Annotated in this window: 8 protein-coding genes and 1 pseudogene; 6 read left to right on the forward strand and 3 right to left on the reverse strand. The window is 64.8% G+C overall.

Annotated features, from left to right (window positions below):
- Positions 1-167 precede the first annotated feature (167 nt).
- From BraRD5C2_RS34300 to BraRD5C2_RS34310, 3 genes are all read left to right on the forward strand, one after another.
- Complete coding sequence (locus BraRD5C2_RS34300; RefSeq protein WP_176533687.1) at positions 168-470, forward strand: DUF1244 domain-containing protein; 303 nt, start codon at positions 168-170, stop codon at positions 468-470.
- A gap of 241 nt (positions 471-711) precedes the next feature.
- The gene (locus tag BraRD5C2_RS34305; protein WP_029085502.1) at positions 712-984 is read left to right on the forward strand and encodes a DUF2312 domain-containing protein; all 273 of its coding nucleotides are present in this window, start codon (positions 712-714) and stop codon (positions 982-984) included.
- Between the two features lie 131 nt (positions 985-1,115).
- Positions 1,116-2,879, forward strand: coding sequence for an adenylate/guanylate cyclase domain-containing protein (locus BraRD5C2_RS34310; protein WP_223975931.1), 1,764 nt, complete (start codon positions 1,116-1,118; stop codon positions 2,877-2,879).
- Positions 2,880-2,911: 32 nt separating this feature from the next.
- Here the strand turns inward: BraRD5C2_RS34310 and BraRD5C2_RS34315 are convergent, their stop codons facing one another.
- The 3 genes from BraRD5C2_RS34315 to BraRD5C2_RS34325 form a co-directional block, all read right to left on the reverse strand.
- The gene (locus BraRD5C2_RS34315) at positions 2,912-4,510 is read right to left on the reverse strand and encodes a peptidoglycan L,D-endopeptidase MepK (protein WP_223976057.1); all 1,599 of its coding nucleotides are present in this window, start codon (positions 4,508-4,510) and stop codon (positions 2,912-2,914) included.
- Positions 4,511-4,770: 260 nt separating this feature from the next.
- Positions 4,771-7,050, reverse strand: a complete 2,280-nt coding sequence (locus BraRD5C2_RS34320; protein ID WP_223975933.1) for a L,D-transpeptidase family protein — start codon at positions 7,048-7,050, stop codon at positions 4,771-4,773.
- A gap of 305 nt (positions 7,051-7,355) precedes the next feature.
- Positions 7,356-8,843, reverse strand: a complete 1,488-nt coding sequence (locus tag BraRD5C2_RS34325; protein WP_223975936.1) for a sigma-54-dependent transcriptional regulator — start codon at positions 8,841-8,843, stop codon at positions 7,356-7,358.
- Between the two features lie 142 nt (positions 8,844-8,985).
- Here BraRD5C2_RS34325 and BraRD5C2_RS34330 point away from each other — a divergent pair, with 142 nt between their 5' ends.
- The 3 genes and pseudogenes from BraRD5C2_RS34330 to BraRD5C2_RS34340 form a co-directional block, all read left to right on the forward strand.
- Entirely contained in the window at positions 8,986-10,917 is a 1,932-nt protein-coding gene (locus BraRD5C2_RS34330) for a M3 family oligoendopeptidase (protein WP_223975939.1), read from the forward strand.
- A gap of 245 nt (positions 10,918-11,162) precedes the next feature.
- Complete coding sequence (locus BraRD5C2_RS34335) at positions 11,163-11,315, forward strand: aa3-type cytochrome c oxidase subunit IV (RefSeq protein ID WP_163159659.1); 153 nt, start codon at positions 11,163-11,165, stop codon at positions 11,313-11,315.
- Between the two features lie 143 nt (positions 11,316-11,458).
- Positions 11,459-11,734: pseudogene (locus BraRD5C2_RS34340) on the forward strand (NAD(P)(+) transhydrogenase (Re/Si-specific) subunit alpha); the annotation flags it as partial.

Below are 11,734 nucleotides of genomic sequence, written 5' to 3' on the forward strand. Positions count from 1 at the left end.
TTCGCGTGCCCGGCTGGCACTGTCAACGGGCGGGCGCCCGTCCCCCACGCCGCGGGACCGTGGCCAGTGTGGCCGGCTAGGTCCGTATTGCGCGTCGATATGGCAAAATCTGTGACAATTCCCACCTGATATCAATATGGTGAGCGCATCACACCGGGATCACGATCATGAGTATTGACGACAAAACCAGAACAGAACTTGAGGCCGCGGTGTTCCGGCGCCTCGTCGATCATCTGCGCAACCGGACCGATGTGCAGAACATCGACCTGATGAACCTTGCCGGCTTCTGCCGCAATTGCCTGTCCAACTGGATGAAGGAAGAGGCTGACGCCAAGGGCCTTGCGGTGAGCAAGGACGAGAGCCGCGAGGCCGTCTACGGCATGCCCTATGAGGAGTGGAAGGCGAAGTATCAAGGCGGCGCGACGCCGGAGCAGCTCGCGGCGATGAAGAAGGCCCAAAGCGGGCACTAAGCAAACGTCATTTCGGGGCGATGCGACAGCATCGAACCCGGAATCTCGAGATTCCGGGTTCGTCCTTCGGACGCCCCGGAATGACGTTGTTCCATCCTCGTTTGCATCTCCTGTGGGCGCGCTGTGGATGAGCGCGATGTTTCCTTGACGGGACGTGCTCCAAAATCGAGGGTCGCCCGCAACAAGCGGTGCGCGTGGCGCGTATTCGCGCGACATTTCATTGCCATTTCAGGAGTACGCGATGGCCACCACGTCTGCCGCCGTTCAGGATGAACCCGCAACGCGATTTGCCAAGGACCAGCTCAAATCCATCATCGAGCGCATCGAGCGGCTGGAAGAGGAAAAGAAGACCATCTCGGACGATATCCGCGACGTCTATGCCGAGGCCAAGGGCAACGGCTTCGACGTCAAGGCGCTGCGCACCATCGTGCGCCTGCGCAAGCAGGACGCCAACGAGCGCCAGGAGCAGGAAACCATCCTGGAGACCTATATGCAGGCGCTCGGGATGCTCTGAGGCGGCAGGCGGGCCGCTCTGGCGTCGTCAAGGGCCCGCCCGAGGTAACTCGCCCAATCCTCTCGGCGAGGCTTGGGTGATATCCCGGGATTTGCTAGACTGCCGGTGAGGTAACCGGGCAGAGCGTTCAGATGGACGTGCCAGGACCAGAGCGTCGGCTCGCTGCGGTCCTCGCCGCCGACATGGTCGGCTTTAGCCGCCTGATGGAGGCTGACGAGACGGGCACCCTTGCGCGCCTCAAGACCCATCGGATCGAACTGATCGATCCGGCCATCACCAAGAATCGCGGCCGCATCATCAAGACCACCGGCGACGGCCTGCTGGTCGAATTCCACAGCGTCGTCGATGCGGTGCTGTGCGCGGCCGAGGTGCAGCGCCGGATGGCCAAGCGCAACACCGACGTCGCGCCGGCGCGGTGGATGCAGTTTCGCATCGGCATCAATCTCGGCGATGTGATCGTCGACGGCGCCGACATCTTCGGCGACGGCGTCAATGTCGCGTCCCGGCTCGAGGTGCTGGCCGAACCCGGCGGCATCTGCATTTCCGGCGCGGTCCGCGATCAGGTCGGCGATCGCCTGGAAGATCTGAGCTTCGAGGATCTCGGCGACCAGACCGTCAAGAACATCGCGCGCCCGATCCGGGTCTTCCGCATCCATCTCGAATCGAGCGCCAGATCAGCAACCGACCATCCGAGTGCGGCGGCCGCGCCTGTCGTCGCCAAAAAGCCTTCGATCGCCGTGTTGCCGCTCGTCAATATGAGCGGCGATCCCGAGCAGGAATTCTTCGCCGACGGTCTTACCGAGGATATCATCACCGAGCTGTCGCGGTTCCACGATCTGCTCGTGATCTCGCGCAACTCGACCTTCGTGTACAAGGGCAAGGCGGTGAAGGTGCAGGACGTCGCGAAGGAATTCGCGGTTGACTATGTGCTGGAGGGCAGCGTGCGCAAGGCAGGCGGCCGGATCCGCGTCACCGTGCAGCTGATCGATGCCGAGGCCGACCGGCACGTCTGGGCCGAACGCTACGACCGCGAGCTCGCCGACATCTTCGCCATCCAGGACGAGATGACGCGCGCGATCGTGTCGACCTTGCCGGGCCGCGTCGAGGCCGCCGCCCATGACCGCGTCAAGCGCAAGCCGACCGACAACATGGCGGCCTATGAGTGCGTGCTCGCCGCCAAGGTGCTGCATCATCGCTCGGCGCGCGACGACAATGCGGAAGCGCAGCGTTTGCTCGAGCGGGCCATCGTGCTCGATCCCAACTACGCTCATGCGCACGCCTGGCGGGCCTGCGTGCTCGGCCAGACCTGGGTCTACAGTTGGTGCGACGACCGCGACGCGACCTTCGCGCAGGTGGCGGCCGAGCTCGAGATCGCGCTCAAGCTCGACGACAATGACAGCGACGTACACCGGATCCTCGCGGCGCTGAACCTCAACCGCGACGACCACGACAAGGCCGCCTTCCACCAGGAGCGCGCGCTCGCGCTCAACCCCAACTACGATCTCGTCGTCGTGCAGCAGGGCGAGCTCCTGACCTGGCTCGGGCGGCCGGAGGAGGGCATCGACTGGATCAAGCGGGCGATGCGCCTCAATCCGTTCCATCCGGAGCGGTTCTGGAGTCATCTCGGCCGCGCCTGCTATTGCGCCGAGAAATACGCCGACGCCGCCGAGGCGTTCTCGCGGATCACGCGGCCCGATCATACCCATCACGCCTTCCTTGCCGCGACATTGGCGCAGATGGGCAATTCGGTGGCGGCCTCAGCCCATGCAGCCGAGGTGCTGAAGCGCGAGCCGGCCTTCTCGGTCGCCGGGCATTTGGCAACCCAGCACTACAAGCGCGAGCCCGACCGGGCGCGTTACGAGACCGGCCTGCTCAAGGCGGGGCTGCCGGCTTGAACCGCTGATGAAGTGATGTTGTCGGCAGAAGCCTAGCGCAGCGAGGCGGTGCGCAGCACGAAGGATTGGGTGGTCAGGAGGGCGGTCGCCGAGCCGGAGAAGCGATCGCAGGTCATGCCCATCATCGGATCTTCTGAGAAGGTCATGGCGACGGCGGCCTGCGGCTTCACGAAGTGCGCCCGCATCATGTTCATGTCGGTGTCGCCAAGCACCGTGGTCAGCATGCCGCTGCTCGCGCTCGGCGCCAGCATCACGACGCGCATCCAGATGTCGTTGCCCTTGGCGGCCGAGATCCGCGCCGACGTCGTGATCACGCCCTGGCTAGCGGTGCCCTTCGCAACGACGGTGTTGATTTCGGTGGCCGGCGCTGCCGTATTGCGCGCCGGGCGCACATTGCGCGGGATCGGCGCGGTCGCCGCGACGATATTGGCGCGATCGACCGGTGAGGATGCAGCCGGCGCATAAGCGAGCGCTTTGTTGAAGTTGTCCGTCGTGCTGGCGGTGGTCTGCGGATCGGAGCCGACGACCGCCTCACGCGCCTTCACCGCGGCGATCTGCGCCGCCGATGCCTGCTTCGGCGCCGCGGAGTCGTCACCCCAGAAACCGCGGGCATTGATGATGTCGGCGGGCGATTGCGGTGCTGTGTTCTCGGCGGTCTGCACCACCTGCACCGCCGGCTTCGCCTTCGGCATCGGGACGAACTGCGCGTCGGCGGCGGCGAGTTGGATGGCGGCGGCGAATTGCTGCGGCTTGGCGCGCGGCAGCGGAACGGGGTCGGCGGATTTGGCGGGCGCTGCGGCCGCAACCACGGTCGGGGCGGCGGGCTTGTCGTTCACGGCGGCCGCGCCTTCGTCTTCATCGTCGCCCGACTTGCCGCCACCGAACAGCTTCGCGAACAGGGTCGGCTTGCTGATGGTCGCAGCATCGTCGCCATTGCCGCGGCGCTCGATGTCGGCCTTGGCGAGTTCATAGCCCTTCAGCGGCGTGCCGTCGGTCGGGACATGGACGGTGCGGCCGTCCGGGAACACCCGGACCAGCTGCTCGCGGGTCATCCGAGGCCAGTGGCGAATGCCGCCGGTGTCGAGATGCACGAACGGTGAGCCCGAGGTCGGATAGAAGCCGACGCCGCCGCGCTGCAAGCGCAGACCGGCGAAGCGGATCTGCTCCAGCGGCACGCCCGGAATGAAGAAGTCCATCGCATGCCCCAGCATGTGCTGGCTGTGGCGCGCAACGCCCGAGGAGCGGCGGCGGAGCATGGCGTTGGTGGCAGGGGCGCGATAGGCGGAGATGATCTGGATCGGCTGCTTGCCGCCGACGTCGCCGTACACTTCCCAGAGGATGTCGAAGAGGTGACGGTCCATCACCGTCTCATCCTGGGAGCGCCAGTCGCGCAGGAAGTGATTGAGCTGCTTCAGCGCGGCTTCATCGTAGCGGCCATCGCGCTTGAAGGTGACTGTGAGGTCTTCGCCGGAATGGGTGTGATGGAAGGAGAGGGTGCGGGTCTGGTTCAGCGCAGTCGCATCGTGCACCGAGCCGGCGCCCGCCAACAGCAATAGCGCGCTCAGGCCGACGTGGTATCCGGCCTTAGGCAGCGACAGCGGTTTGTAGCGGCGTGCGAAAGCCAGCACTATGAGCCCACCCAGTCGACGAGCGTTCGGTCGGCATCTTCGCAGACCCCCTGCGGAAGACGGTGAACGCTTTCTTAAAGCGGGAGGGTTAACCGAGGTTTACCGACCCGCCCCCAAGTTGGGCTTAACTAACTGGGGGAGTGTGGCAAAAGATAGCCCTGTTCCCCGGACCCACGGTAAATGGTTAACGTAAACGATCTCGCTTTTTGAGCGAGATCGTTGATTTTGCTTCAAAATTTATCGTAATCGGGCCAAGAGGCAGATCAGCGGGTAATCACCCGGCGCGGCTGCTGGGCCTGGCCACGGCGGACCGGCTGCGGCTCCGGCTGGCCGAATCCACCGAACAGGCGCTCGAAGAAGTTCGGTCCGGAGGAGCCAAAGCCGCTGTTGTCGCCGGCGACGTTGACGCCCGGAGGCAGGCTGCTGCTCGGCGGCCGCGCGTAGCTCGGCTGGGCGTGCGCAACCACCGTTTCGAGATCCTTGCCGCGGCTGTTCTTGAGCAGCGACAGCATGGCGGCGTCGCGGCCGTAGATGTCCCTGCGGATTTGCAGCTTGCCGCCGTCGTCCACGAACGCGGTCTGGTAGGTGATGTTGACCGGGATCGGCGTCGGGAATTTCAGATCGACTTCGCTCGAGCCGTACATGCTGCGGATCCGCTCCGGCGTGTAGTGCTGGTTCGGCTCGGTGATGTTGAGCAGCACGGACGCGTACTGATCCGGATTCTGCACGCGCATGCAGCCGTGGCTGAAGGCGCGCTCATCCTTCGCGAACAGATACTTGTCCGGCGTGTCGTGCTGATAGACCAGGAACTTGTTCGGGAAATTGAAGCGGATGCGGCCGAGCGCGTTGGCTTCACCGGGCGGCTGCGAGACGTGGATCGAGCCGTCGCGGTTGCGCTCGAGCTTGAGGCCCATGCGCTGCAGCACCGTCGGATCCTGCTGCAGGGCCGGCAGATACTCGTTGTAGATGATCGACGGCGGCACGTTCCAGGTCGGGTTGACCGTGATGTATTTCATCGTCTCGGTCAGAAGCGGCGTGGCGTGCTGGCCGGGCTTGCCGGTGACGACGCGCGTGGTCCAGACCTGTGCGCCGTTCTGCATCACCTTCAGCGTATAGTCGGGGATGTTGAGGATCACATAGGCATTGCCGACATTGGCGGCGCCGAGCTGGCGGGGCAGCCAGCGCCAGCGCTCCATGTTGACGAGCACGGTGTCGATCTGGCGGTCGCGCTTCGGATTGTTCAGCGCCTTGACCGTGCGATCGTCGAGCACGCCGGTCGCCTTGAGGTCGACGCTATTCTGGAATTTCTCCACCGCCCGCGCCACCGTCGCGTCATACTTGGTGCTGTCGGCATCCTCGGTGATGCCAAGCTTGTTGCGCAGATCCGGCACGCGCGGATCGTCCATCTCGACCGCGGCCTGCTTCTTGCGCGCGGGCACGTATTTCAGCGCGGGGCCGTCGGCGATCGTGATCACCGGGCCGTCGCCCTGGCCGCGCAGCTCGGCGAGCTTCTTCTTCAGCTCCTTGTAGAGCTTCTGCGGCGGGTTGTAGCCGTCGAGCGCGGCGGAGGCGTCCTTGGCCGAGGTCACATTGGCGAACACTTCGGCCGGATCGATCGGGTGCTCCGGATAGAGGATATCCGCCGACACCTGCGACCAGTGCATGCGGCCGCTCTGGGCCTGGCGGGCATAGTCCAGCATGCTGGCCGCGAGCTTCAGCTCGGCGTCGGCCAGCGCATCGGGCGTCGTTGCCGCAGTGAAATCCGGCACCGGATAGTCTGATACATCGAGGCCGTCGGCGGCCGCATCCTTCAGGCGGGCGATGACGCCGTTGCCGGCGTCGGTCAACTTGCCGGCCTTGGTGAAGACCGGCGCATATTCGCGCGCCGAATAGAACTTCTCGGCCGCGGCGCGCTCGTTCTTGCGATCGAAGGTGCGCAGCGACTTGCTGGCGAGCAGCTCGCGCAGCTTGTCGGCGACCGGCTGATCCTCGGCGGGAAGGTTGCTCGCAGCCTTCGCGGGCTCAGCAGCCGGAGCTGCGGCAGTCGCGGGAGCCGGAGTTGCGGCGGGGGCTGTGGCCGTTGCAGGGGCGGGTGCAGCCGCAGCCGGCGCGACTGCGGTATCGGTCTTCGGTGTATCGATCTTGGGCGCATCGGCGGGCTTGGTCGCCGGCGCAGTGGCGACATCGGCAGGCTTCGGATCGACGGCCTTTGCGGTCGCGCTCGGCTCTGCCGGCTTTGCATCGACAGGCTTGGCATCGACGGGCTTGGCTTCGGTGGCCTGCACTTCGGCGGGCTTCACTTCCGCCGGCTTGGCGGCGTCGGGCAGCGCGGCAGTGGTGTCGGCCTTGAAATCGCTTGCGGTGGGCGGCGGCACATTGGCCGGCTCGGGGCGCGGGATCGCGGCGTCGATCGCCAGTTCCGAGGCGCTGGAGCGAGGCGTGTCCTGCGCGAAGGCCGAGCTCGCGGACACCGTGAGGAAGGTCGCCGCGACGGTCATCAAGACGCGGTCAAATCCTCGACGGTTGTTCGAACAGTCACGCATTTTCGCACCCCCTGGGTGGAACTGCCCCTCAGAGTCTGGAGCAGTTCAAATCGGTATTCGGTTTCATAGCTTGCGCGGAAGCGCCGGCCTCTCAAGCGACTCGTATGCCTGCCCGCAATCAACGCAGACGATACATTTGCCCCTCTTATGCAGCCAGCGCCTTGCGGGGCAACTCACGACAAACTGACCTCGAAGCAGCTGATTTCGCTCGGGCCGTGCGTTTTTGCCACGCGGCACAGCCTTTGTCTGTCACCGACGGGACACGGTTCAAAAGGTTCCCTGGTATGGCCCTGTCGGGCTCAGGTTCAGCTGGCGTCGCTTGTGCGCGTGCCGGCCGCGGCTTCGTCGAGCTTGCGGTAGAGGGTCGAGCGGCCGATCTTGAGGCGGCGCGCGACCTCCGACATCTGGCCGCGATAATGCGAAATCGCGAACCGGATGATCTCGTTCTCGAGATCTTCTAGCGGGCGCATCTCGCCCGCGGCATTGAGCATCGAGAGGCCCCCCGCGGTGGGCAGGGCAGAGGTTGCCGGTATTTCATTACCGGAAATCATGGCGGGTGCCGTGGAGGGCGACACCACCAGCGGCTCGCCCTGTGGGGATTTGCCATCCGGCACCGGCGTCGTTCCCTGCGGGAAGTCGGCGAGCCCGAGCTGGTCGCCGTCGCTCATCACCACGGCGCGATACACCGTATTCTCGAGCTGGCGGATGTTGCCCGGCCAATCGAGCTGCGCCAGATGCGCCATCGCATCGCCGCTGATGCCGGTGATGTTGCGGTTCTCCTCGGCGCAGAATCGCGCCAGGAAATGCCGCAGCAGATGCGGAATGTCTTCGCGCCGCTGCCGCAGCGCCGGAATGGTCAGCGGCAGCACATGCAGGCGATAGAACAGGTCCTCGCGGAACTGGCCGCCCTTCACGAGATCGAGCAGCTTGCGGTTGGTCGCCGAGATGATGCGGACATCGACCTTGACCGGCTTGCGGCCGCCGACCGCCTCGACGGTGCCTTCCTGCAGCGCGCGCAGCAGCTTCACCTGCGTGGCCAGCGGCAATTCGCCGACCTCGTCGAGGAACAGCGTGCCGCCATGGGCCTCGGCAAACTTGCCTTGGTGGCGCTCGGTGGCGCCGGTGAAGGCGCCCTTCTCGTGGCCGAACAGGATCGATTCGACGAGATTGTCCGGGATCGCGCCGCAGTTCACCGCAACAAACGGCTTGGCCTTGCGCTCGCTGCTGCCGTGGATGGCGCGCGCGAACAGTTCCTTGCCGACGCCGGACTCGCCCTCGATCAGCACCGGGATGGTCGAGGATGCGGCTTTCTGCGCCGTGCGCAGCACCCCTGCCATCGCCTCGCTGCGGGTGATGATGTCGGTGAAGGTCAGCCGGCCCTCGCGGCTGTGGCGGATGCGCTGCAATTCGCCTTTCAGCGCCGACGCGTTGAGGGCATTGCGCAGGCAGACCTGCAGCCGTTCGAAGCCGACCGGCTTGACGACGAAATCCTGGGCACCGGCGCGCATCGCCGACACCACATTGTCGATGCCGCCATGCGCGGTCTGCACGATGACCGGGATGTTCAAACCAGCTTCACGAATTTTTGCGAGGACTCCAAGACCGTCGAGGCCCGGCATCACGAGGTCGAGCACGACGGCATCGATCGCCTGCGTCTCGGATGCGGTCAGGGCCGCTATCGCCGCGTCGCCACTGTCCACGACGAGGGGCTCATAGCCGCACTTCTGCACCATGTTTTCAACCAAACGACGCTGTACGGCGTCATCATCGGCGATCAAAATGGTGGCAGCCATGGTTTTCCCCGCACGCTACGTTTATCTGTCTCGAATCGGGGCAATGTCGCCGATGCCGATTAACGCACTCTTAAACCTTGCAAACCCGCCTTCATTCCGCCGCCGCCGACATCTTTCCGACTGAAGTAAGGTTACGAACAAGATGACCTCGCGCTCCAAAACTGCCTCCTCGAAGTCTGCTCCCGGCAAGTCTGCTCTCAGCAAGGCCGCTCTCCGCAAGGAAGCCGCGCTGCGCAAGACGGCCGCGCAACGCAAACCGGCCGCAGCCGGCCCGGCGGCGAAACCGGCAGCCGGCAAGACCGGCAAGCTTCCGGAATGGAATCTGGCGGATCTCTACTCCGGTATCGACGCGCCGGAAGTTGCGCGCGATTTGCAGAAAATGGATGCAGATTGCGTCGCGTTTGAGACCGACTACAAGGGCAAGCTTGCCGAAAATACCGGCAAGGAGGGCGGCGGAAAGTGGCTGGCCGGGGCGATCAGGCGCTATGAGGCGATCGACGATCTGGCTGGCCGTCTCGGCTCTTATGCCGGCCTGGTCCACGCCGGCGACAGCGTCGATCCCGCGATCTCGAAATTCTACGGCGACGTCTCCGAACGGCTGACGGCCGCCTCGGTGCATCTCCTGTTCTTCGCGCTGGAGCTCAATCGCGTTGACGATGACGTGATCGAGCGCGCGATGGCCGAACCCACGCTCGGCCACTACCGGCCGTGGATCGAGGATCTGCGCAAGGACAAGCCGTACCAGCTCGAGGATCGCGTCGAGCAGCTCTTCCACGAGAAGGCGCAGAGCGGCTACGCGGCCTGGAACCGGCTGTTCGACCAGACCATCTCCGACCTGCGCTTCAAGATCAGCGGCAAGGAGCTCGCGATCGAGCCGACGCTGAACCTGTTGCAGGACAAGGCCGGCGACAAGCGCAAGTCCGCCGCGCAGGCGCTCGCCAAGACCTTCAAGGACAATGAGCGCACCTTCGCGCTGATCACCAATACGCTGGCCAAGGACAAGGAAATCTCCGACCGCTGGCGGGGCTTCCAGGACGTCGCGGATTCCCGCCACCTCAACAACCGCGTCGAGCGCGAGGTGGTCGACGCGCTGGTCGCCTCGGTGCGCGCGGCCTATCCGAAGCTGTCGCACCGCTACTACGCGTTGAAGGCCGGCTGGTTCAAAAAGAAGAAGCTGCCGCATTGGGACCGCAACGCGCCGCTGCCGTTCGCGGCGACCGGCACCATCGCATGGCCCGAGGCGCGCAACATGGTGCTGTCGGCCTATAACGGTTTCTCGCCGAAGATGGCCGAGATCGCGGAGCGCTTCTTCAGCGATCGCTGGATCGATGCGCCGGTGCGTCCCGGCAAGGCGCCCGGTGCGTTCTCGCATCCGACCACGCCGTCGGCGCACCCCTATGTGCTGATGAACTATCAGGGCAAGCCGCGCGACGTGATGACGCTGGCGCATGAGCTCGGCCACGGCGTCCATCAGGTGCTGGCAGCGAAGAACGGCGCGTTGATGGCGCCGACGCCGCTGACGCTGGCGGAGACCGCGAGCGTGTTCGGCGAAATGCTGACCTTCAAGCGGCTGCTTTCCCAGACCAAAAACGCCAAGCAGCGCCAGGCGCTGCTCGCGGGCAAGGTCGAGGACATGATCAACACCGTGGTGCGACAGATCGCGTTCTATTCGTTCGAGCGCGCGGTTCATACCGAGCGCAAGAATGGCGAGCTCACCGCCGAGCGGATCGGCGAGCTGTGGCTCAGCGTGCAGGGCGAGAGCCTCGGGCCCGCGATCGAGATCAAGCCGGGCTACGAGACGTTCTGGATGTACATCCCGCATTTCATCCACTCGCCGTTCTACGTCTACGCCTATGCGTTCGGCGATTGCCTGGTGAACTCGCTCTATGCGGTCTACGAGCACGCATCCGACGGTTTCGCAGAGCGCTATCTCGACATGCTCGCGGCCGGCGGCACCAAGCATTACTCCGAGCTGCTGCGGCCGTTCGGGCTCGACGCCAAGGACCCGAAATTCTGGGACGGCGGCCTGTCCGTCATTGCCGGCATGATCGACGAGCTGGAGACGATGGGCTGACGACCATCGGCCTTCCGGCTGGCCCAGCATCAGATTCGTGCGGCGTTTTTTGCGCCTCACGGCATGATCATCCCATGACGCCCGGGTTTGGGAGATCAATCCTGCCGAAGGGGCGGCCGTCGCTCGATCGGGGTGAATCGGGGACGATTTGTGGTTCAAATCGCCCGATCGGGACCACGCCGTTGCCCTGCCAACCTGTTTGCGGTAATGGCTCGCAGAACGCGAATTTCTGACTGGGGACAGCGATGGCAGACCATAGCGAAGTGGCCTATACGACCGCCGACGGCAACGATTACGTGGCGCATGAGCAGACCTATGAAGGGTTTCTCATACTGGTCAAATACGGCACCATCAGCGTCGCCATCCTCCTCGCCTTGATGGCCTATTTCCTGGTCTGATCCTCTGATCGGCTAGCGGCATCGCCGTCCCGCGGCGATGCCGGAATTCCTGTCGAAACCCGGATGGAAAAACCGGGTATCCAATCTGGCGAAAATAACGCTAGTTTGAAGACGCGTGCGCCGCTCGCGCCGCCGGAGGGCCCATGAAGATCGCCGTTGCCAAGGAAATCGATGCGTCCGAGCCGCGGGTTGCGGTCTCGCCCGATACCATCAAGAAGTTCAAGGCGCTGGGCGCCGAGGTCGCGGTCGAGCCGGGCGCGGGCGTCAAGTCGGGCTTGCCCGATTCGGAGCTCACGGCTGCGGGCGCCACCGTCAGCGCCGATGCGCTCAGGGATGCCGACATCATCATCAAGGTGAAGCGGCCCGAGGCCTCGGAGCTCGCGAAGTACAAGCGCGGTGCGCTGGTGATCGCGATCATG

Source organism: Bradyrhizobium sp. RD5-C2 (assembly GCF_019972155.1).
Taxonomy (GTDB): Bacteria; Pseudomonadota; Alphaproteobacteria; order Rhizobiales; family Xanthobacteraceae; genus Bradyrhizobium.

What these genes read in the sequence shown, in the direction of transcription:
- BraRD5C2_RS34300 (WP_176533687.1), top strand. Translation starts at nt 168, where the DNA reads ATGAGTATTGACGACAAAACCAGAACAGAACTTGAGGCCGCGGTGTTC.
- BraRD5C2_RS34305 (WP_029085502.1), top strand. Translation starts at nt 712, where the DNA reads ATGGCCACCACGTCTGCCGCCGTTCAGGATGAACCCGCAACGCGATTT.
- BraRD5C2_RS34310 (WP_223975931.1), top strand. Translation starts at nt 1,116, where the DNA reads ATGGACGTGCCAGGACCAGAGCGTCGGCTCGCTGCGGTCCTCGCCGCC.
- BraRD5C2_RS34320 (WP_223975933.1), bottom strand. Translation starts at nt 7,050, where the DNA reads ATGCGTGACTGTTCGAACAACCGTCGAGGATTTGACCGCGTCTTGATG.
- BraRD5C2_RS34325 (WP_223975936.1), bottom strand. Translation starts at nt 8,843, where the DNA reads ATGGCTGCCACCATTTTGATCGCCGATGATGACGCCGTACAGCGTCGT.
- BraRD5C2_RS34330 (WP_223975939.1), top strand. Translation starts at nt 8,986, where the DNA reads ATGACCTCGCGCTCCAAAACTGCCTCCTCGAAGTCTGCTCCCGGCAAG.
- BraRD5C2_RS34335 (WP_163159659.1), top strand. Translation starts at nt 11,163, where the DNA reads ATGGCAGACCATAGCGAAGTGGCCTATACGACCGCCGACGGCAACGAT.